Annotated in this window: 24 protein-coding genes; 18 read left to right on the forward strand and 6 right to left on the reverse strand. The window is 57.3% G+C overall.

What is annotated here, in order from left to right:
* The 3 genes from ACX8ZY_RS07920 to ACX8ZY_RS07930 all read left to right on the forward strand — a co-directional run bounded on the left by ACX8ZY_RS07920 (position 1) and on the right by ACX8ZY_RS07930 (position 4744).
* Entirely contained in the window at positions 1-1959 is a 1959-nt protein-coding gene (locus ACX8ZY_RS07920) for a hydantoinase B/oxoprolinase family protein (RefSeq protein ID WP_158131589.1), read from the forward strand.
* 62 nt (positions 1960-2021) lie between these two features.
* Positions 2022-3803: a thiamine pyrophosphate-requiring protein gene (locus tag ACX8ZY_RS07925; protein WP_033767679.1), complete on the forward strand. Its 1782-nt coding sequence runs from the start codon at positions 2022-2024 to the stop codon at positions 3801-3803.
* Positions 3804-3901: 98 nt separating this feature from the next.
* Positions 3902-4744 carry an oxidoreductase gene (locus ACX8ZY_RS07930; protein WP_010247836.1) on the forward strand — a complete coding sequence of 281 codons (843 nt, stop codon included), beginning with the start codon at positions 3902-3904 and terminating at the stop codon, positions 4742-4744.
* A gap of 87 nt (positions 4745-4831) precedes the next feature.
* Here ACX8ZY_RS07930 and ACX8ZY_RS07935 read toward each other — a convergent pair whose 3' ends face one another.
* Complete coding sequence (locus ACX8ZY_RS07935) at positions 4832-5059, reverse strand: hypothetical protein (RefSeq protein WP_029519618.1); 228 nt, start codon at positions 5057-5059, stop codon at positions 4832-4834.
* On the reverse strand, positions 5043-5612 hold the full coding sequence (locus ACX8ZY_RS07940; RefSeq protein WP_033772110.1) for a hypothetical protein: 570 nt from the start codon (positions 5610-5612) through the stop codon (positions 5043-5045). Before ACX8ZY_RS07940 ends, ACX8ZY_RS07935 begins: the two co-directional genes overlap by 17 nt.
* A gap of 367 nt (positions 5613-5979) precedes the next feature.
* Between ACX8ZY_RS07940 and ACX8ZY_RS07945 the strand changes: the two genes are divergently transcribed.
* Genes ACX8ZY_RS07945 through biuH form a run of 3 tightly spaced genes read left to right on the forward strand, consistent with a single transcriptional unit; the run spans position 5980 to position 9396 of the window.
* Complete coding sequence (locus tag ACX8ZY_RS07945) at positions 5980-7416, forward strand: amidase (protein ID WP_158131590.1); 1437 nt, start codon at positions 5980-5982, stop codon at positions 7414-7416.
* Positions 7413-8729, forward strand: coding sequence for a purine-cytosine permease family protein (locus tag ACX8ZY_RS07950; protein WP_010670896.1), 1317 nt, complete (start codon positions 7413-7415; stop codon positions 8727-8729). The genes ACX8ZY_RS07945 and ACX8ZY_RS07950 overlap by 4 nt, the downstream gene beginning before the upstream one ends.
* Positions 8710-9396, forward strand: coding sequence for a biuret amidohydrolase (gene biuH, locus ACX8ZY_RS07955; protein ID WP_129062980.1), 687 nt, complete (start codon positions 8710-8712; stop codon positions 9394-9396). Before ACX8ZY_RS07950 ends, biuH begins: the two co-directional genes overlap by 20 nt.
* A 108-nt stretch (positions 9397-9504) precedes the next feature.
* On the opposite strand, the gene ACX8ZY_RS07960 is transcribed toward biuH, so the two are convergent.
* Complete coding sequence (locus ACX8ZY_RS07960) at positions 9505-11691, reverse strand: putative bifunctional diguanylate cyclase/phosphodiesterase (protein ID WP_425020966.1); 2187 nt, start codon at positions 11689-11691, stop codon at positions 9505-9507.
* 413 nt (positions 11692-12104) lie between these two features.
* On the opposite strand from ACX8ZY_RS07960, the gene ACX8ZY_RS07965 reads away from it, so the two are divergent.
* Complete coding sequence (locus tag ACX8ZY_RS07965; RefSeq protein WP_010247815.1) at positions 12105-13196, forward strand: mechanosensitive ion channel family protein; 1092 nt, start codon at positions 12105-12107, stop codon at positions 13194-13196.
* Positions 13197-13692: 496 nt separating this feature from the next.
* Here ACX8ZY_RS07965 and ACX8ZY_RS07970 read toward each other — a convergent pair whose 3' ends face one another.
* From ACX8ZY_RS07970 to ACX8ZY_RS07980, 3 genes are all read right to left on the reverse strand, one after another.
* Positions 13693-15111 (reverse strand): hypothetical protein, encoded by a 1419-nt coding sequence (locus ACX8ZY_RS07970; protein WP_305820420.1) that lies wholly within the window; start codon positions 15109-15111, stop codon positions 13693-13695.
* A gap of 577 nt (positions 15112-15688) precedes the next feature.
* Positions 15689-16186, reverse strand: a complete 498-nt coding sequence (locus ACX8ZY_RS07975) for an AAA family ATPase (protein WP_425020965.1) — start codon at positions 16184-16186, stop codon at positions 15689-15691.
* 140 nt (positions 16187-16326) lie between these two features.
* Positions 16327-16956 (reverse strand): Vat family streptogramin A O-acetyltransferase, encoded by a 630-nt coding sequence (locus ACX8ZY_RS07980; RefSeq protein WP_074399301.1) that lies wholly within the window; start codon positions 16954-16956, stop codon positions 16327-16329.
* Between the two features lie 256 nt (positions 16957-17212).
* On the opposite strand from ACX8ZY_RS07980, the gene fos reads away from it, so the two are divergent.
* The 11 genes from fos (at position 17213) to phnP (ending at position 25472) form a co-directional block, all read left to right on the forward strand.
* The gene (gene fos, locus ACX8ZY_RS07985) at positions 17213-17611 is read left to right on the forward strand and encodes a fosfomycin resistance glutathione transferase (RefSeq protein ID WP_425020964.1); all 399 of its coding nucleotides are present in this window, start codon (positions 17213-17215) and stop codon (positions 17609-17611) included.
* 239 nt (positions 17612-17850) lie between these two features.
* Positions 17851-18564: a phosphonate metabolism transcriptional regulator PhnF gene (phnF, locus tag ACX8ZY_RS07990; protein WP_010247805.1), complete on the forward strand. Its 714-nt coding sequence runs from the start codon at positions 17851-17853 to the stop codon at positions 18562-18564.
* Entirely contained in the window at positions 18564-19010 is a 447-nt protein-coding gene (gene phnG / locus ACX8ZY_RS07995) for a phosphonate C-P lyase system protein PhnG (RefSeq protein ID WP_010247802.1), read from the forward strand. The genes phnF and phnG overlap by 1 nt, the downstream gene beginning before the upstream one ends.
* Positions 19010-19585 carry a phosphonate C-P lyase system protein PhnH gene (gene phnH / locus ACX8ZY_RS08000; protein WP_010247799.1) on the forward strand — a complete coding sequence of 192 codons (576 nt, stop codon included), beginning with the start codon at positions 19010-19012 and terminating at the stop codon, positions 19583-19585. The genes phnG and phnH overlap by 1 nt, the downstream gene beginning before the upstream one ends.
* Entirely contained in the window at positions 19585-20661 is a 1077-nt protein-coding gene (locus ACX8ZY_RS08005) for a carbon-phosphorus lyase complex subunit (protein ID WP_033758254.1), read from the forward strand. Before phnH ends, ACX8ZY_RS08005 begins: the two co-directional genes overlap by 1 nt.
* The gene (locus tag ACX8ZY_RS08010; protein WP_033788395.1) at positions 20654-21502 is read left to right on the forward strand and encodes an alpha-D-ribose 1-methylphosphonate 5-phosphate C-P-lyase PhnJ; all 849 of its coding nucleotides are present in this window, start codon (positions 20654-20656) and stop codon (positions 21500-21502) included. Before ACX8ZY_RS08005 ends, ACX8ZY_RS08010 begins: the two co-directional genes overlap by 8 nt.
* Positions 21492-22253, forward strand: a complete 762-nt coding sequence (phnK, locus tag ACX8ZY_RS08015) for a phosphonate C-P lyase system protein PhnK (protein WP_013358336.1) — start codon at positions 21492-21494, stop codon at positions 22251-22253. Before ACX8ZY_RS08010 ends, phnK begins: the two co-directional genes overlap by 11 nt.
* The gene (gene phnL / locus ACX8ZY_RS08020) at positions 22254-22967 is read left to right on the forward strand and encodes a phosphonate C-P lyase system protein PhnL (RefSeq protein ID WP_158149219.1); all 714 of its coding nucleotides are present in this window, start codon (positions 22254-22256) and stop codon (positions 22965-22967) included. It abuts the gene before it with no gap.
* Entirely contained in the window at positions 22964-24100 is a 1137-nt protein-coding gene (phnM, locus tag ACX8ZY_RS08025) for an alpha-D-ribose 1-methylphosphonate 5-triphosphate diphosphatase (RefSeq protein WP_158149220.1), read from the forward strand. Before phnL ends, phnM begins: the two co-directional genes overlap by 4 nt.
* Positions 24100-24636 carry a ribose 1,5-bisphosphokinase gene (gene phnN / locus ACX8ZY_RS08030; RefSeq protein WP_010247782.1) on the forward strand — a complete coding sequence of 179 codons (537 nt, stop codon included), beginning with the start codon at positions 24100-24102 and terminating at the stop codon, positions 24634-24636. Before phnM ends, phnN begins: the two co-directional genes overlap by 1 nt.
* 65 nt (positions 24637-24701) lie before the next feature.
* Positions 24702-25472: a phosphonate metabolism protein PhnP gene (gene phnP, locus ACX8ZY_RS08035; RefSeq protein ID WP_033767649.1), complete on the forward strand. Its 771-nt coding sequence runs from the start codon at positions 24702-24704 to the stop codon at positions 25470-25472.
* The last annotated feature ends 15 nt before the right edge of the window (positions 25473-25487 follow it).

Raw genomic sequence — 25487 nt, forward strand, 5'->3', positions numbered from 1 at the left:
ATGGCGATTGATGGACGTAACTTACAGATCCTGGCGAACTACTGCGCCGCCGCTGCCGATGCGATGGCCTTTACGCTGATGCGCACGGCGCACTCCACCTTTGTTAAAGAGACGGAAGATTTCTCCTGCCAGATTGTCAGCCGCAGCGGCCTGGCGTTTGCCTCGCCGCGCAGCTTCGGCGCCCCCTGGTACAGCGGCATCGACTATGCGCCGGTGCTGGCACTGATTGAAGAGTACGCTGACGGCGACATCTGCATTACCAACGACGCTTACGCCGGCAACGTGGCGACCCACTCGCCCGATATCCATATCTGGAAACCGGTGTTCCACCAGGGTGAAATTGTCTGCTTCGTGGTGGGCCACATTCATAACACCGACGTCGGCGGCGCGGTGCCTGCCTCGCTGTCGCGCTCGCTGACCGATATCGTGCAGGAGGGGATTCGCATCCCGCCGCTGAAGATCATGCGGCAGGGTCAGCTCAACGAAGAGGTCGCCAGCATCATGCGGCTCAATGTGCGGGTGCCGGATCAGAACTGGGGCGATTTCAAAGCCCAGCTGGCGTCGGTGAACGTCGGCGAGCGTAAAATCCACGACATTATTGCCCGCTTTGGCATCGCCGACTTTTTGCAGGGCATTGAGGGCATTCTCGATTACGCCGAAGCGCAGGCGCGCAGCATTATCAAAACCATTCCCGACGGGGAATACTTCTATGCCGACTACGCCGATGAAGATGGCGAGGGCGGTTATCCCTGCCGTATCGCCATTACTCTGCGGGTGCAGGGCGATCAACTGGAGCTGGACTACACCGGCAGCGATCCGCAGCTGGCCTCGTCGCTGAATATGCCGACTGGCGGACGTGAGCGGCATCCGCTGGCGCTGGTGGGTGTTACCTATGCGCTCTCTACGCTGGACCGTTCACTGCTGCTTAACGCCGGTACGCTGCGACCCACTAGGGCAATCCTGCCGCCTGGCACGGTCATGAACTGTGAAGCGCCCGCAGCGGTAGGGATGCGCTCCCTGACCTGTGCACTGTCGCAGATTGCCACTATCGGCGTCTTCTCGCTGGCGATGCCGGAGCGTTTGCCCGCGAATTCACCGGGCGGCAACTCAATCATGAACATTCGTACCCAGACGCAGAATCGCAGTGTGGTCGCCTCGCTGGGTCCGGTGGGCGGCGGCGCGGGCGGCACGCCGCGTCACGATGGGCCTGACGGCTCCGGCGGTCTTTCAGCCTTTCTGAAAAACACCCCGATTGAGATCAACGAAGCGGAAGTGCCAATCCGCTTTCATCGCTACGGACTGGCCCAGGACAGCGCCGGAGCCGGTCGCTATCGCGGCGGTTTAGCCACCGAAATGGCATTTGAGGTTTTCTCGCCCAATACCACCATTACCGCGCGCAACCGTAACCGATCGGTGTTTGCCTCGGCGGGTGTCGTCGGCGGCCAGAGTGGGGCGCTCTCTTACTTCCGTACCCGGCGCGACGGTGAGGTCATCAATCACGGTAACACTGATGTGATCCACTGCCTGCCGGGTGACGTGGTCGAAGTGCGCGGACCCGGCGCGGGCGGTTATGGCCTGCCGACACAGCGCGATGCCGATGCGGTGATGCAGGATGTGCGCTGCGGTTATCTCAGCGTCGCGGCAGCCAGGACGCAGTATGGCGTGGTAGTGGTTGATCACCACGTGGATCGGGCAGCAACGGAGCACCTGCGCGCCACGATGCCGCAGCAGGCTGCGCACCATTTTGAGCACGGCGAAGCACGGAGTCGCTTCGAAATGCTCTGGACGCCACAGCGTTATCAGTTACTTACCGCCTTTCTTGCAAGCGCGCCGGTGAGCTGGCGTCACTTCCTGAAAACACAGGTATTCCGGGCGGTGGCAGAGATAGGCGAAACGGCGGATATGGCACAAATATTCAGTGATTTGCGTCAGCGATACCCGGCAATGGCGAACAATTAACGGCGATTGCTCATCGTCTACTACGCTTTAAGTCTGCATGGACTACAAGGGGAAACGCGACGATGAGCATGAAAACCAGTGATTTTTTTGTCCAGCGCCTGAAAGAGTGGGGCGTCACACGCATCTACGGCTATCCGGGCGATGGCATAAACGGGGTGCTGGGCGCCATTCAGCGTGCTAACGCCAAAGGCGACGGCATCGAATTTATTCAGGTACGCCACGAAGAGATGGCGGCCTTTATGGCGGCCGGACACGCCAAATTCACCGGTGAGCTTGGCGTCTGCCTCTCTACCGGCGGGCCGGGCGCGACCCATCTGCTGACCGGACTCTATGACGCCAAAATGGATCATGCTCCGGTGCTGGCGATTGCCGGCCAGGCGGAAGCGACCGCGCGCGGCTCCAGTTATCAGCAGGAGATGAACCTGGATCGCATCTTCTCGGATGTTGCCAACTTCGTTCAGGAAGCCTCGACTTCGACCCAGGTGCGCCATCTGCTCGACCGGGGCGTGCGCATCGCCAAAGCGCAAAACGGCGTGGCGGTGATCATCATCCCTAAAGATATTCAGGATGAAGAGTGGCAGCCGCCGCAGCATCTGCACGGTTTTACCCATTCCGGCAGCGGCTATCAGCGTCCTAAAGTGATCCCTTATGAAGCGGATCTGCAACGCGCCGCTGAAGTGCTTAACGCCGGTAAAAAAGTGGCGATTCTGATTGGCGCAGGCGCTCGTAACGCCGCCGTCGAGGTGGTACAGGTCGCCAATGTGCTGGGTGCGGGCGTGGCAAAAGCGCTGCTGGGCAAAGATGTGCTGCCGGACGATGCGCCGTTTGTGACCGGTTCGATTGGCCTGCTGGGCACGAAGCCCTCATCCGATTTAATGCAGAACTGCGACACCCTGCTGATGATCGGCAGCGGCTTCCCGTGGACGGAGTTCCTGCCGGAAGAGGGCAAGGCGCGTGCGGTGCAGATCGACATCGATCCCGCCATGCTCGGCCTGCGCTATCCCAGCGAAGTGAACCTGCATGGCGATGCGGCTGAAACCCTGCGCGCCCTGCTGCCGCTGCTGGAGCACAAAGAGGATCGCAGCTGGCAGGAAGATATCGCGCTTCAGGTGCGCGACTGGTGGACGCTGATGGAAGAGCGCGCCATGGCACCCGCTAATCCGGTCAACCCGCAGCGGGTGGTGTGGGAGATGTCGCCACAACTGCCGGATAACGCCATTGTCACCTCGGACTCTGGTTCCTGTGCCAACTGGTTCGCCCGCGACTATCGGGTTAAGCAGGGTCAGCGCGCCTCGCTCTCCGGTGGCCTGGCCTGTATGGGCGCGGCGGTGCCTTATGCGATTGCCGCAAAATTTGCCCATCCCGACAAACCTGTGGTGGCGCTGGTGGGTGACGGCGCCATGCAGATGAACAATATGGCGGAGCTGATCACCATCCAGAAATACTGGCAGCAGTGGGCCGATCCGCGCCTGATCGTCTGCGTGTTCAACAACCAGGATCTCAATCAGGTCACCTGGGAGCAGCGGGTCATGGAGGGCAATCCCCGCTTTGACGCCTCGCAGCAACTGCCGGACGTGAAGTATGCCGAGTTTGCGCAGTCGCTTGGGATGGTCGGTATTTTTGTCGATAATCCTGACGATCTGGCGGCGGCCTGGCAGCGTGCGCTCAGCGCCGATCGCCCGGTATTGCTGGAGGTGAAAACCGATCCGGAAGTTGCCCCGTTACCGCCGCACATCACCTTTAAACAGGCGAAAGCCTTTATGGCGTCAATGGTGAAAGGCGATCGCGGTGCGGCACAGATCATCAGCGACACCGCCAGCCAGCTGTTCAATAAAAAGCATTAAGGGCTAAGTGAGGCGGTCGCGCCTCGCTAACCTTAAATCCCGGATGCACTCGCGTCCGGGTCTCCAGTCACTTCATCATCATCAACGGGAGTCTTACCATGACTGCTCACTCCAGCCCTGTCTGGTTAATATCGGGATGTTCGACCGGATTTGGTCGTGAACTGGCGCAGCAGACCATCGCGCGTGGTTTTAAGGTCGTCGTGACGGCACGTGATACCTCTTCCATTGCCGATCTGGTTGAGGGACACGACAACGCGCTGGCAGTAGCGCTGGATGTGACCCACCAGGCGAGCATCGACCAGGCCGTCAAAACGGCACTGGACACGTTCGGCACCATTGATGTGCTGGTAAACAACGCCGGTTACGGCTATCAGAGCTCGGTGGAAGAGGGAGTGGAAAGCGAAATCCGCGCGCAGTTTGACGCCAACGTCTTTGGCCTGTTTGCCCTGACCCGCGCCGTGCTGCCCGCGATGAGAAAGGCGCGCAGCGGCCACGTCATCAACATTACCTCGGTGGCAGGCTTAATTGGTTTTGCCAGCTCAGGCTACTACTCTGCCAGTAAACATGCGGTGGAAGGCTGGTCAGATTCGCTGGCGCTGGAAGCGGGACCGCTGGGCATTCGCGTCACCTGTGTTGAGCCAGGTCCGTTCCGCACCGATTGGGCCGGACGCTCCCTGCATCAGACGCCGAGCACGCTGCCAGACTATGCAGAGACTGCAGCCGCACGGATGAAAGCCACCGCCGAATACAGCGGTACTCAGAAGGGCGATCCGGCGCGGGCCGCCACTGCGATGATTGCCATCACTGAGCATGATAACCCGCCACGCCATCTGGTAATGGGCGCCTGGGGCCATGATGCCGTAACCAGCAAGCTCAAAGAGCGGCTGGCTGAGATCGAAGCGTGGAAACAGACGTCAGTGGAGACAGATTTTCCGGAGTAGAGGTGAGTTGCGGGTGGCGGAAAGCCGTCCGCGAGTGAGCCAGAAGTTGATAAAAATACGAAAGGCCCGTTATCGGGCCTTTAAGCGTTAAGCGCTGATCTTAGCTTTCTGCATTTCGCGCGCATTCAGCTCTTTCAACTTGCGGCGTAACAGGGCAGACGACGAGCGTTTTTTCCTCTGAGCTAACTGGGCTTTAATGGCGGGCAGATCGGGTCTGGCCAGCCATTCAGCAATCAATAGTGCCCTTAACTCCTTATACCTGGTTTCGACCGGAGCCAAAGGGGTTGTTTCATCGTGTTTATTGTAAAACGACATAGCAAGCTCTCCCTGTAGTCACTACTTTATAAGCCCGGAAACAGTCCGGGATTAAAGGTTGCGGCGCTTTCTTTGGCAACCCTGTCCGGCGATTGTAGCGTAGTTCATTTTTTAACCCAAGCAAAGCATCGTAGATCTCCTCAAGGGGTGTCGGGCGATTGCGGTCAACGATCTCTCCTGATGCAGCCTGGAAAACAAAACCGCCTATAAAGAAGCTTTCATGGTGTGCCATTAACGCCAGGAGTACGCTTTTGAAAACGACAGCACTGCCTAATCCTGCAAAGCTGATATGGCGGAAATCGCCCAGGCACTCCAGACCATCGAACACGTCAAAACAGACTTCAGCCAGCCCGTTAACCGGAAAGGCGATACCGGGTGGCATCCGGTATCCGATACGGTTAAAGGTCTGTTCATCTATCCGGTCGCCAACGATGACGGTGTAAGTCTCATTACCGACAACAAACACGTAGCTGTGATAAACCTGACGATCATAAATGAATCTTTTTCGTCTGATTTCGTAGTTTTCGAGATAAATATCTTCTTCAATGCGCACTTATCATCCCTGCAGGCTGCATGTGAATCTTTAAGCCGTGATTTTTTAGTGCCTGCTCAGACCGGTCAAACGGCCCTGGTAAAAATGTGGTTATTCATTCCAGCATATCGGCCACTGTTGCTGATTACCGACATCATTTTGTAAAGCAGCCCGCAAACCATTCAGCTATTACGCCCCCTTATCGCGCAGCCCTGCGCCATCATCGTGCTGGAAAAATAAACAGCCGCCTGCACATGGCATCATAAGAATTCGATCTTGTATCCCAGCCCGTATTCCATCTGGCATCCCCACCTCAGACCGGTTGATTCACCGCTAACTGGCACGCTTCATGCACTAGCTGACAGGTACACTTTTGGCGAGGTAACCCATGTTTGACTCCTTATTAGACGAAGATGCCACCACGATGGCCGCTCTGATTCGCAGCGGGGACGTGTCGGCGTGCGAGCTGACCGTGGCGGCGCTGGCACGGATGGAACAGCGGGAACCGGCGATACAGGCTTTTTGTACCCCGACGCCTGAACTGGCAATGGCACAGGCCAGAGCCGTGGATGCCCGACGGGCACGCGGTGAAACACTGGGCGCGCTGGCAGGCGTACCGCTGGCGGTGAAAGATTTAATCTGCACCGCAAACGTCAGAACCACCTCCGGTTCGGCGGCGTACAAAGATTTCGTGCCGCAAGATGATGACATCACGGTGGAACGGTTGCTGGCCGCCGACGCCATTCTGCTTGGCAAAACCACCGCACCGGAGTTTGGCTACAGCGGGGTCGGGCACAATCCGCTGTTTCCGTCGCCACGGAATCCCTGGAATTTGAGCATGACGCCAGGGGGTTCCAGCGCCGGTTCGGGTGCGGCGGTGGCGGCGCGGCTCTGCCCGATTGCACTGGGCAGCGACGGCGGCGGGTCGGTACGCATTCCGGCGGCGCACTGCGGTATTTTCGGCTTCAAGGCGTCGATGGGCCGGGTGCCGCTCTGGCCCGGCTGCCGTGATGAACGCTACCCCGGCGTGTCGAGCTGGGAGTCGCTGGAGCACATCGGTCCGATGACGCGCAGCGTGCGCGATGCCGCGCTGATGATGTCGCTGATGGCAGGACCGGATATGCGCGATCGCCACTCGATTCCCTGCAGCGATGTCGACTGGCTGGGTGCGCCACACCATCTGCCAGGCAAACTGCGCATCGCCTTCAGCGCGGATTTTGGCTATGTGGCCGTTGACCCGGAAGTGCGGGCAGTGGTCAGCGCGGCGGTGCAGCGTTTTGCCGCTGAAATCGGTGCTGAACTGGAACTGGCCGATCCGGGCTTCCCTGATCCGTCGGCGGCCTTTGGCGCGCTGGTGGCGATGGAGAGCGATCTCACCGGTATGCGCCGGATGCTGGCGGAGCAGGGCAGCGAGATGTCGCCGCATCTGGTCGCCATGCTGCAGCGCGACTGGCGGGCGGAAAACTTCACCGATGCCATCACCACCCGAAAAGCGGTCAGCAACTGCCTGTGGCGCTTTATGCAGCGCTTTGACCTGCTGATTACCCCAACGCTGGCGGTGCCGCCGTTTCCGCTGGGGATGCAGGGACCGGAGATCATTGATGGCCGTATGGTCCGCAGCGATCACTGGCTCTCGTTCTGCTACCCGTTCAACTTCACCGGTCAGCCCGCCGCGTCCGTGCCCGCCGGTTTTACCGCCAGCGGCTTGCCCGTCGGTCTGCAGATTGTCGGACGTCATCTTGATGATGCCTTAGTGCTGGCTGCCAGTGCCGCTTTCGAGCACATTCAGCCGTGGAATCACCTTCAACCCGGAATCGCCCAATGAAAACGTCTACTACGCCTGCGCTGGAGCAGGAGTTTGAACATCAGCCGGTACCGCTGTCGCACCGTCATTCTACCCGCTCCGTCTCGGCCGTCTGGTTTGGATTTCCGATGATCCTCACCAATGCGCTGTTTGGCGGCATCATCACCTGGCATCTGGGGTTCTGGCCTGCGCTGATCGCCATTCTGCTGGGAAACCTGGTGCTGTTCGCCTATGTCGGCGCGCTGAGCTGGTACGCCGGTAACAGCGGAATGAATTTCGCCCTGCAGGCCAGACGCACCTTTGGCAGCAAAGGCTACATCCTGGTCTCGGGTTTTCTCTCGACGGTGGTGATCGGCTGGTATGCCTTCCAGACCGGCCTTACCGGCACGGTCATTAATCAGACCTTTGGCTGGAATGCGCTGGCGGTGACGGCCTTTGCCATGATCCTCTATACCGGCATCACGTTCCTGGGCGTGCGGGCGCTGTCGGTGCTGGGGATGATCGCCGCGCCGCTGTTTGTGGTGCTGGGAATGGTGGCGCTGTGGCTGATTAGCAAGCAGCACGACTTCTCCGTGGTGACGCAGTGGAAGGGCAGCGCCAGCGCAGCCGGTGCAATGAGTATGGGCACCGCCGTCACCATGGTGGTAGCCGGTTTTGCTGACTCCGGCACCATGACCGCTGACTTTACCCGCTGGTCAAAGAATGGCCGTTCGGCGGTGATCGCCGCGTTCTCTGCCTTTCCGGTGGCTAACGTCATCTCCTATCTGTTTGGTGTAGTGATTGTGGCCGTGGGCGCCGCGGTTGATCCGCTGACCAATGGCGGCAACTTCCTGCCGATGCTGATGGGGCACAGCGCCTTTTTGTCGGTAGTGGCCTGCCTGTTTGTCTTTATCAATCTCGGATCGGTTTGCACACACTGCCTCTATAACGGGGCGGTGGGCTTCAGTCATCTGTTCAGCAGCAAAATGCGGCTCTGGACGCTGATCCTGGGTGCCATTGGCGGCGTGCTGGCGCTGGCGGGCGTCTGGTCTTACTTCCTGGAGTGGCTCAGCCTGCTCGGCATTGTGGTGCCGCCGTTTGGTGCGGTGATGATCGTGGATTTAATTTTTATGGCGCGCATCAGCGAGCAGCGTCCGGCGCAGCGTTTTCGGGGTACTGCGTTTGCCGCCTGGGCGATTGGCAGCCTGTGTGCGGTGATTGCCCACGTCGCTTTCCCTCAATTTGGTGAAGCGGTTATTGGTCTGGTAACCGCCGCCATCAGCTACAGCGTGATCAGCAGAATGCGCATGCCGCGCCCGGTAATGGAGAACAGCAATGCCCGACTACAGCGTTAATTCAACCCCCTACGGCTGGCCGTTTGACGGCACTTTTACGCCGGCTGACACCGCGCTGATCGTGATTGATATGCAGACCGACTTCTGTGGCGTGGGCGGTTATGTCGACAGCATGGGCTATGACGTGAGTCTGACCCGCGCGCCCATCGCACCGTTGCAGCAGGTGCTGGCGGCGATGCGCGCCCGGCAGTTTCCGGTTATTCATACCCGCGAAGGGCACCGGCCCGATCTCAGTGATTTGCCCGCCAACAAACGCTGGCGCTCGCGGCGAATGAACGCCGGGATCGGGGATGAGGGACCGTGCGGCCGTATTCTGGTGCGCGGTGAACCGGGCTGGGAGATTATCCCGGAGCTGGCACCGCTGCCGGGTGAAGTGGTGATTGATAAGCCGGGTAAGGGATCGTTTTATGCCACCGATCTGGAGCTGATATTGCGCAGTCGCGGCATCCGAAATCTGATCCTCACCGGTATTACCACCGACGTCTGCGTCCACACCACGCTGCGCGAAGCTAACGATCGCGGCTTTGAGTGCCTGGTGCTGTCTGATTGTTGTGCTGCGACCGAGCAGCGTCATCATGAGGCGGCGCTGAGCATGATCCATATGCAGGGCGGCATCTTTGGCGCGGTCGCCCATTCTGCCGCGCTGCTGGATAGCCTGGGGGTTTAATTTCCCGCAACAACGGGTGAAGGGTGATGTTGATCTTCTGATCTCAGATGCATCACGCAGCCGGAAAGCCTGAGCACAGAGCTGCGCTCAGGCTTTCCACATCAGCGATCACTCGTGCTGCGCGTTGTCTGGCGCAATCGTTTTCATCAGTGCTGCGAGCTGATCGGCGGGCACCGCCTGACTGAACAGATAGCCCTGCAGCTGATTACAGCCCGCATCTGCCAGCGCAGACATCTGCCCTGGCGTCTCGACGCCTTCTGCTGTCACCATCAGACCCATGGCATGACCCAGTTTCACCACCGATTCAACAATCGCCACTGAATTTTCCGCCACGCCCAGCGACTGGGTGAATGAGCGATCGATTTTGATTTTATCCACCGGAAAGTTGCTGAGATAGTTCAGGCTGGAGTAACCGGTGCCAAAGTCATCCAGCGCAACCCGGAAGCCCGCATCACGCAGCTCCACAATAATGGCGCGTGCTTCACGTTCATCTTCGATTAACACCCCTTCGGTGATCTCCAGTTCCAGGCGCTTCGGATCGCCGCCGTTCTGGCTGACAATCGCCATCACCCGCTCAACAAAGCCGGTAGAGCGGAACTGCACCGGCGAGACGTTGACCGCCACCAGCAGTTCGGGAAAACGCTGCTGAGTGACGCAGGCTTCAGCCAGTACCCATTCGCCCAGCGGAATAATCAGGCCGGTCTCTTCGGCAATCGCGATAAATTCACCGGGCGCAATCAGGCCGCGGGCTGGATGGTGCCAGCGCAGCAGCGCTTCGATGCCCACCATCTGCTGACCACCAATATCCATCAGCGGCTGATACCACACCTCCAGCCCATGACGGTTATGTAGCGCCGTACGCAGGTCGGCAGCGATGGTCTGTCGGGTCCGCACCGACTCATCCATCGCCCGTTCAAACTGTCGATACGTGCCGCGCCCGCCGCTTTTGGCCTCATACAGCGCAATATCCGCTTTGCGCATCAGTTCCAGCCGATCAACCCCATCTTTGGGTGCCAGCGCCAGTCCGATACTGGCGCCACTCCAGACATCGCTGCCAAACAGCGTAAAAGGCTCACTCAGTTCATCGATAATGCGCTGCGCCAGGCTATGCACCTGGCCGATATTATCGACATCTGGCATCACCACGATAAATTCATCACCGCCGATGCGTCCTACCGTATCGCTGGCCCGCACGATACGGCTCAGGCGCTGTGCGACGGCGATGATCAGTTCATCTCCGGCATGATGACCGTGAGTGTCGTTGATGGTTTTAAAGCGGTCGAGGTCGATGAGCAGCAGCGCCACCCGCTGATCGTGGCGCGTCGCCAGAGCCAGCGCCTGGGTTAAGCGGTCTTCGACCAGTGCGCGGTTCGGCAGGCCGGTCAGCACATCATGAAACGCCAGGTGCTGTGCCTGAGCCTCCGACGCGCCGAGCCTGAGCATGGATTGCGAGAGGTTCACCGAGGAGTTCCAGAGTCGCCGCACCATATAAAGGCAGAGCAGGAATATCGCCAGTACCGCCAGCCCGGTAGATGGCCCGATGGTGCGCAGCATCTGCGCACCGGGACGGGAGGGGATCCAGTTCAGATAGCCAACCGCCTCGCCCGCCTGCGCGATCAGCAGATAGCGCGCACCGGTTCCCGGCTGTGGCGTGCCGTCGGAGAAGTGCAGCCCCTGCAGCTGATTGCGTTCCGCCAGGCCCGCCAGATAGCCGTCATCAAGAAATTTCAGGCTCACCAGCCGGAAACGCGGCAGGGCATTGCTCTCCCGCTGGATGTTACCTACTGCCAGCGCGGCGGCCCGGTTTGTCACACGGGCATAATCGGCGTTATCGTGGCGGGCCGGATCGTTGACCAGCGAGCTTTGCAGCACCTCACCAATCAGCGGGTCATCTTCAGGGGCAGAGACCGGCTGGCCTTCGCGCCAGACTCTGACGATTTGATTTTGCTGGTCCAGCACCAGAATCAGCTGATGGCCGAACATCTCATACAGCCACAGCCCAATGTTCTCATCCAGCCACCTGCTGCTGTTGCCCTCTGCCAGATGCTGCTCAAAGGGTCCCCAGCGCGACAGGCTACGCAGCTGGCGCAGATGCTCATTCAGACTCTGTGAAAAAGAGGCTTCAATCATCCGTTGCTGCTGATGCCGGGCCTCTGTATTGGTGAGTGAGGTACCAACAAAGAGCGCAGCGCCTGCACCTACAAACGTCAGCAGTAAGATAGCCACGAGCGGCACCAGGACTTCACGCAGGAAACTGCGACGAAAATCAGAGGAAAGTTTAAGGGTGTTAATCATATTGTTGTTTTTCTCAGCAGCAGGGGAACAGCTTAAAAATTAGCAGATTGCACAAAAACGTCCACGCAAAGCCTTACGCTTAGTGATTCTGTCAATTTTTTGTTGCCGGATGGCCAGGGCAGGCTAAAAAAGGGGAGTGAAAAAGTGGCTGTGTTGTATCAGATATTTTAATGATGTTGGACTGGCCGGACGGTGACATGAGGGCTGCATTCTGCATCCCTGTCAGTAGCATAAGGCTGGCGCGCGACAGCCTCTCTGGACACATCACCGCGCATTTACTGTTAACTTCGCCGCTATGGTTCATACTCATGTGCGCTGATTGTGTTACGAACGGATAGCCGTGAAGACAACGGTTACTGAGTTTGTCACTTATCTGACAGCCTGAGGTTGTCAGCTTACTATAAGGGAAAATAATGCCATTGTTATTCGGTGAGTTATCTGGTTTCCCGTCATGGGTGCCTGTTGTATTACTCGTCTCGCTCTCTTTTGTGCTGGGATTTCTGGCCCGCCTTATCCTGCTCCGGTTCATCCGCTACTGGCAGATTCGTGACAGAAAACTGTTCAAATCCCTTGAGAAGCATCTTAGCGGCTCGATGTTCTTTTTTATTCCGTTATTAATGATTAATGTCGGCGTTAACTACATCGATTTTCAACCGGAATCTCTCTCTTTAATCACCAATATCATCAATGTCTTTATTATTATGTCATTTTGCTCGGTCTTAATCCGGCTGACCAACGTGGCGCAGGATATGCTTTATATCCGCTATGACATTAATATTTCCAATAACCTTCGTGCGCGTAAAATTCGCACGCAGATTATCTATGTCAAAAAAGTGGTTATTGTCATCCTGGTTCTGTTCTGTGTTTCGCTGATTCTGCTCAGCTTCCCTGGCGTCCGGAAATTCGGCACCACCATTCTGGCCGGTGCGGGTGTTGCCGGTATCATTATTGGTTTTGCGCTGCAAAAGTCGCTGGTCAATCTGTTCGCCGGTATTCAGATCGCCTTTACCCAGCCTATTAAAATTGATGATGCGGTAGTGGTAGAAAAAGAGTGGGGCTGGATTGAGGAGATCAACCTGACCTATGTGGTGGTGCGCATCTGGGATTTGCGTCGGCTGGTGTTGCCGATCACCTACTTTACCGAAAACCCGTTTCAGAACTGGACGCGCAATAACGCCCAGATCTTAGGCTCGGTGTTTCTTTACGTGGATTACTCCATGCCGCTGGAGCCGCTGCGCAAGCATTTTGAAAAGGTGCTGAGCGAAACCAAGCTTTGGGATCAGGAAACCTCTGTGCTGCAGGTGACCGACACCACCGAGAAAACCATGACCATCAGGATGCTGATGACCGCGCAGAACTCCCCAATCGCCTTTGATTTACGCTGTTACGTGCGTGAGAAGATGATTGAGTTTATTCAGCAGAATTACCCGGAAAGCCTGCCGCAGGTGAGAGCGTCACTGACGGATAGTGGGCGTGAGAAGGTGGGAATAGGGACGGCAGAATAGGGGCAAGCTGGGAGCGGCAGTCTGAGTGGGTGTGTGCATCCTGATGGCTGTCGCTCCGTTGTTCTTTCAGGGCAGGCGATGGTGTGTTTGTCCGCCTGGTGCCAAGAGCTGAAGTTGTTACAGCATTTTGTAGTAATTACTGGTGAGCAGATCACTAATCGCAAACATAAAGTGCATATTCCGACCCAATCCGGAGCGCTGACATGGCCGCCGAAGGTGCTTGTTACAGCCTTGCCAGCCTGAGCGAGGGAGTGTGGTCCAGTGCACAGCGACGGTCGGAATTAATAAAATAACACCATCTAATTAATGGGTCATGAAGATTTGAATGAGCAGTTTTGTAATAAGATAACTTAAATGCTTCAATCGCCTTTTCGGCAACTTCATCAATCTCTTACTTCAAGATTATATATGCTCCTGACATGTCAACTCCTTGGGGTGTTTTTTATTTGCAATGCATAACTCTCAAAATAAAATATATTTTCACTTCTCGTTGCAATTATTGAATTTTTGATTTTAGAATTTTCTCTTGATTCCTACTTTTTATAATATTAGGTGTTTCTGGTTTATATAAACCGCATTGAACCAATTCGTCAACCTCTTTTGGATTGCCCTCCATTGCAAAAGTCATGCTTCCCAACATCAAATCGGCCCAACGAGCCTCCTCTACTTGATCTGGCATCTCTCCAGTCATTGTTATTGCCCGCGAGCTCATTGACTTAACTACTGCCAGACTAAATGGGGCCTGTGGTGGTTCGATATTATAATTATTTCGCTCACTGATAAGTTGGTTCAGTTCTTTTGCTTCTTCCATAAGGGTTTGTGGTATCTGCTGGTTATTTATCTGTCTGGTAGAGACAAGAACCTGTGCCCTTATCGCATCTAAACTTGGCATTATGAAATCTCTGAGAACAAAGTAAAACTCAAGCTGGCTTATTTGTGCAGCTTCTGCAGGTTCTCTGAGCTCTATAAACATACGGGCCATTATCTCCTTATCCTTGAGTGGCGGACAAAGAGCTTTCATATTATGTAATACATTTTTTTCAAATGAACGGGTTCTGTCAGACGCAATTAGCACTTGCCTATAATCTTCACGAAATATCTTTAAAATAGCGGACAGATTATCAAAAGCACGCGCGTCTATATTTAAACCAGTTTCTTTCACTTGAGATTCAATTTCCCCCAGCGATGTTGACACAGGTTTTGCACAGAATGTATCCAGTTCCCATGATGATAAAAATGGTTTTTCATCAAGGGTCTTCAGACATGTGCTGTATGCATGATCCAGTTTATTGGTCAGAGTTAAAAACTGAGAGATGTCATTATCCGTGTTCTCTCTGAGATCAACCTGAGCATTGTGATAAGTCAGATACTGATGAACTACATAAATACTGCTAATGATCAACAGACATCCAATAGCAATTCGCATTGCCCACTGTAGATTGGATGGACGCTTGAACCAATACCCAAAATGTTCCCGCTGTACAGATTCATACCTCCTAATTTGATTTTCAAGTGTCTGCCACCCCCAAAACGTTACCGGAAAGCGTCCTTGAAGCAAATGCGACTGGGTAATCTGCACGGCTTCATCTTCAAGAGCGACATCATTTGGGCAGGTCGACAGAATGTAGAAGTGAGCGATTCTATTCTTGAAATTATTAGTTTCTCTAACTGCGGTATGAATATCCTTTGGTTTAAGTCTACTACCATAACCTTGATCCCTACCTTTGCACTGAACTGCGATTACATCTCCATTTGGAAGAATGCCAAGCGCATCTACGCCGTTCTGCCGCTGCCCGCTACGGCCATAGGCCTGAAACTTGCAACCATAGATTTCGCTCATCAAAGTGATGCAGAGTCTCTCAAAATTTTGCCAATCAGCAGGAATGGGATAGCTTGCGGAGTTTGGGGCCGTCATTCGTAAACCTTATTTATTCCATATTCACTTAAGTGATAATCCATGATCTGTCTAACAAGGGGTTGCTAACTTCTATGACCTTTAGTCAGTAACAGAGTGAAAACATTATGCATCAAAAAGGGGGTGTCGGTAGGTTTTACAACAGGTTTAGCTCGGAACGCTTATCGATTTTCATTCTGTCATCCATTCGCAGTGTGAGCAATGAACTCGTTAAAAAAGGTCTCAAGAACTTTAATACATAAGAACAATCATTCAATAAATACAGATATCGATAGACATTAAGCTATCAAGGTTGGCGCTGCTTAGCAGGGCCGTAAAGGTTCTGTTACGCGCCTGGCCACTTCCTGAGACCTGCTCCCCGATGATTAATATACCGCGATGTTAGAAATGTCCGGTCCTTGCTCATAACAGACCTGACCCTAGAGCAACCCGGGTTGCCTTACCCATCTTCTTCATAACCCTGCTGATATTGCCGCTCAGGTCTAAGTACTTAGAGTGCCCACAACTGTTTTGATCGGTGCAGCCTCAGGTTAAAACGTTGATTGCCGTTAAGGGTGCGGGCTGAACGCGGTCAGGGCTAAATGCTTGTCTGGATAATGATATCAACGCACTCAGCAGGCGATAATTCCGCGGTATCTAATTGCAGATGTTCTCTGCTCCACGGTTCATAAACACGATCCACAACGGCTTGCCAGTCAGGCACTTTTAAGCCAGGGATATCTGAGATTCTGTTCTCTACACGAGCACGATGCTGTTCGGGATCTGAACAGAGGATTTCAATTTCCAGAAAGGGAACACCTGATGATAGTGCGATATCACGAAAACTATCACGTACTAGGTTAAGGTCATTCACCGAGTCAGTGATAACAGGTAATCCCAGTCTGAGATTGTCCCGCGCAAGCTCATAAAGGATGAAATAGCCTTCAGGGCCAATATCCCTGAAAGTTGCTGAACTATTACGCAGAGCCTGTTCGATCGTATCTACGCGTAAATACACCGCTTTCAATTTTTCAGATAGCATTTTAGCGATAGTGCTTTTGCCGCAACCCGGAAGGCCACTTAAGATGTAGAGCATAACGACTCCTGTTTTAACCCGCGCTCCAGTGGTAAAGCAGACACATTGATACATCAATCTGCGCGAAATTATGCGAACCCGTGTCGGATGATCGCCGCCCTATGTCAGCAGCGGACAGAGTTTATTCCACTTCTGCCCGGCTATTCATCTGGCAGTGCTTCAAGGTCTGCGGAGATAATTGCCGGTAAGTTTTGGGTAATCTTTTCTACCGGCCAGTCCCACCAGGCCAGCTTCTCTAGTCGGGATATGGTTTCATCGGTAAAACGCTGCCTGATAACTCTGGCCGGGTTGCCACCCACAATCGAATAGGCCGGGACATCCGACGTCACAACAGAACGTGACGAAATGATCGCGCCGTTGCCAATTTTAACGCCTGGCATAATCAGCGCCTGATAACCCATCCATACATCATTACCAATCACCGTATCGCCTTTATAGGGCAGATCGCCGGCCTGAGGCTGGGCTGTTTCCCATCCGTTTCCGAAAATGTAAAACGGAAAAGTGGAGAAACCCGCCATGTTATGGTTTGCCCCGTTCATGATGAACTGAACGCCTCTGGCTATCGCGCAGAATTTACCAATGATCAGTTTGTCACCAATAAAGGGGAAGTGATAAAGGACATTTCGCTCGAAGTTTTCTGAGTCTTCAGGATCATCATAATAAGTAAAATCCCCGATTATGATGTTGGGGTTTTTCACCGTATTTTTGATAAAACAAACCTGTGGGAAACCTTCCATTGGATGGGGATTGGTGGGATCCGGTCCGTACATATTCTCTCCTTAAGCGCAACGTTAGTTCGTTCCAGTGTACACCATGAAACCCGTCGTTCCTTTCGTGCAAGCCCGGTCTTCATTATCTGCTCATCGCGCGCCGGTCCCGGCTGTATTGCCGGCTCCAGTTTCCTCTTTCCGGGGTGGGTCCGGCAGAGATTCGGCTGATATACAAACGGCTGTTAATTCTCTTTGTGTGCAAAGAAATCTGATTCCTGTAAATTAAATTTTTCTGCATTCTGATAAAGAGTTTTACATGCTGACCGGACTCAATCACCTCACCCTCGCAGTTAGCAACCTGGCCAGTAGCCTGAATTTTTATACGGAGACCCTGGGATTCATCCCCAAAGCGGCATGGGATCACGGCGCTTATCTTTCGCTGGGTGAACTCTGGCTCTGTCTCTCTGTGGATACTGTCTCTGCTGGAAATGATTACACACACTATGCATTCACTATTGCTGGTGACGAATTTGATGCGTTCGTTGAGCGATTGAGAGCGGCGGGTGTGACAGAATGGAAGCGCAATGAAAGCGAGGGGAACTCCTTCTACTTTCTGGACCCCGATGGCCACAAGCTTGAAATCCACGATGGCGATCTTGAGAGCCGTATCAGAGCCTGCCTTGCTCAGCCTTATCAGGGAATGACGTTCTTCTGATTGATTGACTCCCGGCCCGGCAGAGAAAATGATCGCTTAAGCGGGGGCTATTACCCCATGCCCGGCGGTTTCCTGCCAGTCACGCACCCTGACAAGCACTCCTCATTTTCCAGCCACCACATTCACCTCTCCTTCACCCCCGCGTCACGGTTCTGTCATCTGATCCCCTCAAGCTAACACCATCCCGCAGCGTCTTTTCACTGCGTTCCCACTCTGTAACCCGTGAGGATTTCATCGTGATGGAGTTATCCAGACATCCGACCACTGTCTATCAGGCTGTTGCCGCACAACTGGAGCAGGCGCTCAAAGAGCGCTACCGCTGCGGCGACTATCTTCCTTCCGAGCAACAGCTGGCCGATCACTATGAGGTGAATCGCCACACGCTGCGTCGGGCGGTGGATGAGCTGGTGCACAAAGGGCTGCTGCAGCGCCGTCACGGCGTCGGCATCCTGGTTTTGATGCGCCCTTATGACTATCCGCTGCATGCCCAGGCGCGCTTCAGTCAGAACCTGCTGGAGCAGGGCAGTCATCCCACCAGCGAACGACTGCTGGCGGTGCTGCGTCCGGCCAGCAACGACGTTGCCAATGCGCTGGGCGTGAAAGAGGGCGACAACGTCATTCATCTGCGTACCCTGCGTCGCGCCAACGGCGTGCCGCTCTGCCTGATTAACCATTTCCTCGCCGACCTCAGCTGGTGGCCACAACTTCAGCAATTTAACAGCGGATCGCTGCACGACTTCTTGGTTGAACACACCGGCAAGCAGCTGGTACGCACCCAGACCCGCATCAGCACCCGCCGGGCGCAGGCCAAAGAGTGTCGGCAGCTCGACATCGCGCTGCATTCCCCACTGCTCTGTGTGCGGACCCTGAACAAAACCAGTGATGGCGCGGTGGCGGAATACTCCGTCAGCCTGACGCGCGGTGACATGATTGAACTGACTCTGGAGCACTAATGGAACAGCAAACGGATCGCCAGCGCTGGCTGTCGGTGCTGGCGCACAGCAGCGCCGCCTTGCTTGAGACGCACTGGCAGGCGCTTAACCTCCAGCCCGCCTTTACCCTGATCCGTCCGGCAGAGATCGGGCTGACGCGGTTGCAGGCGCGGATGGGGGCCACCGGCAAACGCTTTGTGATGGGCGATGCCACGGTGACGCGCGCGGTGGTGCAGCTCAGCGACGGCACTCTGGGTTACAGCTACCTGTTAGGGCGCGACAAAGCCCATGCCGAGCGCTGCGCCCTGCTGGATGCGCTGTTGCAGCAGCCGGAAACCCGGCAACTGCTGGAAGAGAAGATTATTACCCCGCTGGCGGCGTGGCGCGATGAGCAGCGACAGCTGCGCGCCCGCGAGATCGCCAGCAGCAAAGTGGATTTCTTTACGCTGGTTCGCGGAGATAACTGATGACTTTACTGGCAAGTTTTAACCATCCGGTGGCGGATGCGCAGCGCGCGTTTCGCCGCATTCTGAAAGCGATGAGCGAACCGGGCGTGATGGTCTCGCTGCCGCTGCAACAGGGCTGGGGCGCACTGTCACCGGCGGCCACGGCGCTGCTGCTGACGCTGGTCGATCAGGAAAGCCCGGTCTGGCTGGATGCGGAAATCGACAACGAACAGCTGCGCAACAATCTGCGCTTCCATACCGGTGCGCCGATCACCACGCAGCAGGATGCGCCTTTTGCCCTGAGCCATGCGGCGGCGCAGCCCGACCCGACGCAGTTCGCGGCCGGTGACAACATGTCACCAGAAAAAAGCACCACGCTGATTATCGAAGTGCCGTCGCTGAATGGCGGCCTGACGCTGCGCCTCTCCGGCCCTGGCCTGCGGGAAACCCGCGCCATCGCGCCACAGCTGCCCGAAAGCGTGCTGGAATATCTGCGCACTCGTCCGCATCCGTTTCCACAGGGCGTGGACCTGATCTTCACCTGTGGTGAAGCGATCATGGCCGTGCCGCGCACCACCGTTGTGGAGGTGTGCTGATGTATGTCGCGGTGAAAGGGGGCGAAAAAGCCATTTCAAATGCCCACCAGTTGCAGGCCGATCTGCGGCGCGGCGATAGAGCGGTAGCCGAACTCGGCTGCGATCAGGTGGCGCAGCAGCTGGGACTGGCGGTGGATCGGGTGATGACCGAGGGAGGAATTTACGATCCTGAGCTGGCGGCGCTGGCGATTAAGCAGGCCAGCGGCGATCTGGTCGAGGCGATCTTTCTGTTGCGCGCCTATCGCACCACGCTGCCACGCCTGGCGGAGAGCACGCCACTGGCGACCGGTGCGATGCGCATCGAACGCCGCATCTCGGCGGTCTATAAAGATCTGCCGGGCGGCCAGGTGCTGGGACCAACTTACGACTACAGCCACCGTCTGCTCGACTTCACCCTGCTGGCCAATGGCGAAACGCCCGCCGCGCCGCGTGACGATCGTTCGGTGCCTGACCAGTGCCCACACATGTTCAGCATGATGAGCGATGAAGGGCTGGCCGCCGCCGAGATGGATGACGGCAGCGAGCCTGTCGATATCACTCGCGAGCCGATGAGCTTTCCCGCCTCACGCGCTGCGCGGCTGCAACAGCTGGTGCGTGGCGACGAAGGCTTTCTGCTGGCGCTCGGCTACTCGACCCAGCGCGGCTATGGCCGCACCCATCCGTTTGCCGGCGAGATCCGCACCGGCACTCTCAGCGTCAGTATCTGTCCCGAAGAGCTGGGTTTTGAGCTGGAGATCGGTGAGCTGCTACTGACGGAGTGTGAAATGGTCAACGGCGTTGCCCACAGCGACGACACGGCGCCGCACTTTACCCGGGGTTATGGGCTGGTGTTTGGCCGCGCCGAACGCAAAGCGATGGCGATGGCGCTGGTGGACCGGGCGCTGCAAAGCCGCGAACAGCATGAGCGTGTTACCAGTCCGGCGCAGGACGAAGAGTTTGTGCTGTCGCACGCCGACAACGTCGAAGCCGCAGGCTTTGTCTCGCATCTCAAGCTGCCGCACTACGTCGATTTCCAGGCGGAACTGGAACTGCTGAAACAGCTGCAGCACGATTATCAGGAGCGCAACCATGGCTGAACTCACCGGCTATAACAACGGCTATCTCGACGAGCAGACCAAGCGCACCATCCGCCGCGCCATCCTGAAAGCGGTGGCGATCCCTGGCTATCAGGTGCCGTTCGCCGGACGTGAGATGCCGATGCCCTACGGCTGGGGCACCGGCGGCATCCAGATCACCGCCAGCATGATTGGCGATCAGGATGTGCTGAAGGTGATCGATCAGGGCGCAGATGACACTACCAATGCGGTGTCGATCCGCCAGTTCTTTAAGCGGGTCAGCAATGCTGCCACCACCGAGCGCACCGCCGATGCCACCCTGATCCAGACCCGGCACCGCATCCCGGAAACGCCGCTGGAAGAGGATCAGATCCTGATTTTCCAGGTGCCGATTCCGGAGCCACTGCGCTTTATTGAGCCGCGCGAAACCGAAACCCGCACCATGCATGCGCTGGAGGAGTACGGCATCATGCAGGTGAAGCTGTATGAAGATATTGCCCGCTACGGCCACATCGCGACGACTTACGCCTATCCGGTCCGGGTCAACGATCGCTACGTGATGGATCCTTCGCCCATTCCCAAATTCGACAACCCGAAGATGCACATGATGCCCGCGCTGCAGCTGTTTGGTGCCGGGCGTGAAAAACGCATTTACGCCTTACCGCCTTACACCCGCGTGGAAAGCCTGGACTTCGACGATCATCCGTTCACCGTGCAGCAGTGGGATGAACCCTGCGCGCTGTGCGGCTCGCGCCACAGCTATCTCGATGAGGTGGTGATGGACGATCAGGGAACGCGGATGTTTGTCTGCTCCGACACCGACTTTTGCCATCAGCAGCAGGAACAGCAACATGCACAGTGAACAGCCGCTGCTTGCGGTGAACCAGCTCACCCACCTTTATGCGCCGGGCAAAGGGTTTGAGCAGGTCAGTTTTGATCTCTGGCCCGGTGAAGTGCTGGGCATTGTCGGCGAGTCCGGCTCCGGTAAAACCACGCTGCTGCAGAGCCTGTCGGCGCGTCTGACGCCGCAGCAGGGCAGCATTCTTTATCAGAACCGCGACCTCTATCAGATGAGTGAAAGCGATCGCCGTCGCCTGCTGCGCACCGAATGGGGCGTGGTGCATCAGCATCCGATGGACGGGCTGCGTTCGCAGGTCAGCGCGGGCGGCAATATCGGCGAACGGCTGATGGCGACCGGACAGCGCCACTATGGCGATATCCGCGCCGAGGCGAGCCGCTGGCTGCAGGCGGTGGAGATTGACGCCGGTCGCATCGACGATCTGCCCACCACCTTTTCCGGCGGTATGCAGCAGCGGCTGCAGATCGCCCGGAACCTGGTGACGCAGCCGCAGTTGATGTTTATGGATGAGCCGACCGGCGGGCTGGATGTGTCGGTGCAGGCGCGACTGCTGGATCTGCTGCGGACGCTGGTGCGCGAACTGAATCTGGCGGTGGTGATTGTCACCCACGATCTCGGCGTGGCGCGACTGCTGGCGCATCGCCTGCTGGTGATGAAGCAGGGGCGGGTGGTGGAGAGCGGTCTGACTGACCGCGTGCTGGACGATCCTCATCATCCTTACACTCAACTGCTGGTCTCTTCGGTGCTCAATTAAATGACAACTATCACTCCGCGCCTGCGGGTCGAGAATTTGTGTAAAACCTTTGTGCTGCATAACCAGAACGGCGCGGCGCTGCCGGTGCTGCACAACGCCAGCCTGACGGCAGGCGAGGGCGAATGCGTGGTGTTGCACGGTCACTCCGGCAGCGGTAAATCCACACTGCTGCGCGCGCTTTACGGCAACTATCAGCCCGACAGCGGCCACATTTGGGTCGCGCATCAGGGCGAGTGGATCGACATGGCGCAGGCATCGGCGCGCCAGATTATCGCCCTGCGCCGCGACACGCTGGGCTGGGTCAGCCAGTTTCTGCGGGTGATCCCGCGCGTGCCGACGCTGGAGATTGTGATGCAGCCGCTGCTGGAGCGCGGCGTCGAGCGCGCCTTATGTGAAGCACGTGCCGCCGAACTGCTGACCCGGCTCAACGTGCCGCAGCGTCTCTGGTCGCTGGCCCCGTCCACTTTCTCTGGCGGAGAGCAGCAGCGCGTCAATATCGCTCGCGGCTTTATCGCCGACTATCCGGTGCTGCTGCTGGATGAACCCACCGCCTCGCTCGACAGTGTCAACAGCGAGGCGGTGGTGAGCCTAATTGAACAGGCGCGCGCCCGTGGTGCCGCCATCGTCGGTATTTTTCACGATCGGGCGGTGCGCGAGCGGGTAGCGGACCGGCTGCACCTGATGCACCCAATCGAGACAGGAGCGCAGGCATGATCATCAATAACGTCAGACTGGTGCTGGAAAACGAAGTGGTAACCGGATCGCTGGAGTTTCGCGACGAGCGCATCAGCAGCTTCAGCGAAACCACCAGCCAGCAGCCGGGCGCGCTGGATGGCGAAGGCGCCTGGCTGATGCCGGGTCTGGTGGAGCTGCACACCGATAACCTCGATAAGTTTTTCACGCCGCGTCCGAAAGTGGACTGGCCGGCACACTCGGCGATGAGCAGCCACGATGCGCTGATGGTCTCCAGCGGCATTACCACGGTGCTGGATGCGATTGGCGTCGGGGATGTGCGCGACGGCGGGCACCGGCTGGATAACCTCAGCAAGATGATCGACGCCATCCGCGACAGCAACCGCAAAGGACTGAACCGGGCCGAGCATCTGCTGCATCTGCGCTGTGAACTGCCGCATCCCACCACTGCGCCGCTGTTTGAAGCGCTGATGGGCACGCCGGAGCTGGCGCTGGTGTCGCTGATGGACCATTCGCCGGGTCAGCGTCAGTACGCATCCCTGACGAAGTATCGCGAATATTATCAGGGCAAATATCAGCTCAGCGACGCGGAGATGGATCAGTTCGAGCATGACCAGCTCACCCTGGCAGCAGCATGGTCACAGCCCAATCGTCAGGCGATTGCCGGACTCTGCCGGGAACATGGCATCGCCATTGCCAGCCACGATGATGCCACCGCGGCGCACGTTGAAGAGTCTCATGCCGCGGGCAGCCGCATCGCGGAGTTTCCTACCACGCTGGAGGCGGCACGCGCCTCGCGTTATCGCAATATGCAGGTGCTGATGGGCGCGCCTAACATCGTGCGCGGCGGCTCGCACTCCGGCAACGTCGCTGCCTGGGAGCTGGCGTCACACGGCCTGCTGAATATTCTCTCCTCCGATTACTATCCGGCGAGCCTGCTGGATGCAGCGTTCCGGCTGGCAGATGATGAGCGCAACAGCCTCGGCATGGCGCAGGCGATCGCGCTGGTCACCTGTAACCCGGCGCGCGCCTTAGGGCTCGAAGATCGCGGGGTAATCGCCGAAGGCTGCCGCGCCGATCTGGTGCTGGCGCATACCGCACACGGCTACCCGCACGTGCGGCATGTCTGGAGCAAAGGCCGGCAGGTGTACTGATGGCGCGGCTGATCTGGCTCACCGGTCCTTCGGGTTCGGGTAAAGACAGCTTGCTGGATGCGCTGCGGGCGGCACCTCCGCCACGGCTGCTGATCGCCCATCGCTACATTACCCGCGCCGCCGATGCGGGCGGCGAAAACCATGTGGCACTGACCGAGGCGGAGTTTGCGCGTCGCGCTGCGCTGGGACTGTTCGCGGTGAGCTGGCAGGCGCACGGTTTCAGCTATGGCATTGGCTGTGAGACGGAGCAGTGGCTGCTGCGCGGGCAGAATGTGGTGGTGAACGGTTCGCGGCTGCATCTGGCGCAGGCGCAGGCCCGTTTCGGCACGCAGCTGCTGCCGGTCTGTCTGCAGGTCACACCCGCCGTGCTGGCAGCGCGGCTGCGCCAGCGCGGACGGGAAGATGAGGCGGAGATCGCCCGGCGGCTGGCGCGCGCCGCACAGCCGCAGCCCGATGGCTGCCTTATCCTCAACAACGACGGCGCGCTGGCGGATACCGTGTGCCTGCTGCGTCAGATACTGGAGGCGCATCAATGAAACTCTCTTATCCTGGCACCGGCGGTGACAGTCCGGCATCGACATCCGCTACCAACGGCGCATCAATGAAACTCACTTTTCTGGGTACTGGCGGGGTCACTGCCGCACCGCTGCCGGGCTGCGACTGTCGCGCCTGTCAGCGTGCGCAGCTCAACAGCGGCTACGCGCGTGCACCCTGCAGCGCGCTGATTGAGTTTGGTCGCGAGCGCATCCTGCTGGATGCCGGTCTGCCGCTGCTGGCGTCGCGCTTCCCGCCCGGCACACTGACACGCATTCTGCTGACTCACTACCACATGGATCATGTGCAGGGGCTTTTTGCACTGCGCTGGGGAGTGGGCGCGCCGATTCCGGTCTGGGGTCCACCCGATCCGCGAGGCTGTGACGATCTCTATAAACATCCTGGCCTGCTCGATTTCCGTCCCGCCTTAACGCCGTTTGTAGCGCACGCCTTTGGTGAACTGCAGGTCACGCCGCTGCCGTTGCAACACTCGAAACTGACGCATGGCTATCTGTTCGACTGGCACGGCACCCGGCTCGCCTGGCTGTGTGATACCTGCGGGTTGCCACCCGACACCGCCGACTTCCTGCGTGGCCAGCCGCTGGATCAGCTGGTGATTGACTGCAACGATCCGCCGCAAGCAGAACCGCGTAACCATAATGATGTGACCCAGGCGCTGGCGATAGCAGAGATGCTCCAGCCGCGTCAGACCTGGCTCACCCATCTCAGTCATGAGATGGATAACTGGTTAGCTGAGAACCCGTTACCGGACGGCGTGCTGGCTGCCCGTGACGGCCAGACGCTGCTGTGCGGCGCGCACTGGCCTGTCACGGTTTGATCATCTGACTGTCAT

Source organism: Pantoea sp. XAF26B01_ASV70 (assembly GCF_054512635.1).

What these genes read in the sequence shown, in the direction of transcription:
- ACX8ZY_RS07920 (WP_158131589.1), top strand. Translation starts at nt 1, where the DNA reads ATGGCGATTGATGGACGTAACTTACAGATCCTGGCGAACTACTGCGCC.
- ACX8ZY_RS07925 (WP_033767679.1), top strand. Translation starts at nt 2,022, where the DNA reads ATGAGCATGAAAACCAGTGATTTTTTTGTCCAGCGCCTGAAAGAGTGG.
- ACX8ZY_RS07930 (WP_010247836.1), top strand. Translation starts at nt 3,902, where the DNA reads ATGACTGCTCACTCCAGCCCTGTCTGGTTAATATCGGGATGTTCGACC.
- ACX8ZY_RS07935 (WP_029519618.1), bottom strand. Translation starts at nt 5,059, where the DNA reads ATGTCGTTTTACAATAAACACGATGAAACAACCCCTTTGGCTCCGGTC.
- ACX8ZY_RS07945 (WP_158131590.1), top strand. Translation starts at nt 5,980, where the DNA reads ATGTTTGACTCCTTATTAGACGAAGATGCCACCACGATGGCCGCTCTG.
- ACX8ZY_RS07950 (WP_010670896.1), top strand. Translation starts at nt 7,413, where the DNA reads ATGAAAACGTCTACTACGCCTGCGCTGGAGCAGGAGTTTGAACATCAG.
- biuH (WP_129062980.1), top strand. Translation starts at nt 8,710, where the DNA reads ATGCCCGACTACAGCGTTAATTCAACCCCCTACGGCTGGCCGTTTGAC.
- ACX8ZY_RS07960 (WP_425020966.1), bottom strand. Translation starts at nt 11,691, where the DNA reads ATGATTAACACCCTTAAACTTTCCTCTGATTTTCGTCGCAGTTTCCTG.
- ACX8ZY_RS07965 (WP_010247815.1), top strand. Translation starts at nt 12,105, where the DNA reads ATGCCATTGTTATTCGGTGAGTTATCTGGTTTCCCGTCATGGGTGCCT.
- ACX8ZY_RS07970 (WP_305820420.1), bottom strand. Translation starts at nt 15,111, where the DNA reads ATGACGGCCCCAAACTCCGCAAGCTATCCCATTCCTGCTGATTGGCAA.
- ACX8ZY_RS07975 (WP_425020965.1), bottom strand. Translation starts at nt 16,186, where the DNA reads ATGCTCTACATCTTAAGTGGCCTTCCGGGTTGCGGCAAAAGCACTATC.
- ACX8ZY_RS07980 (WP_074399301.1), bottom strand. Translation starts at nt 16,956, where the DNA reads ATGTACGGACCGGATCCCACCAATCCCCATCCAATGGAAGGTTTCCCA.
- fos (WP_425020964.1), top strand. Translation starts at nt 17,213, where the DNA reads ATGCTGACCGGACTCAATCACCTCACCCTCGCAGTTAGCAACCTGGCC.
- phnF (WP_010247805.1), top strand. Translation starts at nt 17,851, where the DNA reads ATGGAGTTATCCAGACATCCGACCACTGTCTATCAGGCTGTTGCCGCA.
- phnG (WP_010247802.1), top strand. Translation starts at nt 18,564, where the DNA reads ATGGAACAGCAAACGGATCGCCAGCGCTGGCTGTCGGTGCTGGCGCAC.
- phnH (WP_010247799.1), top strand. Translation starts at nt 19,010, where the DNA reads ATGACTTTACTGGCAAGTTTTAACCATCCGGTGGCGGATGCGCAGCGC.
- ACX8ZY_RS08005 (WP_033758254.1), top strand. Translation starts at nt 19,585, where the DNA reads ATGTATGTCGCGGTGAAAGGGGGCGAAAAAGCCATTTCAAATGCCCAC.
- ACX8ZY_RS08010 (WP_033788395.1), top strand. Translation starts at nt 20,654, where the DNA reads ATGGCTGAACTCACCGGCTATAACAACGGCTATCTCGACGAGCAGACC.
- phnK (WP_013358336.1), top strand. Translation starts at nt 21,492, where the DNA reads ATGCACAGTGAACAGCCGCTGCTTGCGGTGAACCAGCTCACCCACCTT.
- phnL (WP_158149219.1), top strand. Translation starts at nt 22,254, where the DNA reads ATGACAACTATCACTCCGCGCCTGCGGGTCGAGAATTTGTGTAAAACC.
- phnM (WP_158149220.1), top strand. Translation starts at nt 22,964, where the DNA reads ATGATCATCAATAACGTCAGACTGGTGCTGGAAAACGAAGTGGTAACC.
- phnN (WP_010247782.1), top strand. Translation starts at nt 24,100, where the DNA reads ATGGCGCGGCTGATCTGGCTCACCGGTCCTTCGGGTTCGGGTAAAGAC.
- phnP (WP_033767649.1), top strand. Translation starts at nt 24,702, where the DNA reads ATGAAACTCACTTTTCTGGGTACTGGCGGGGTCACTGCCGCACCGCTG.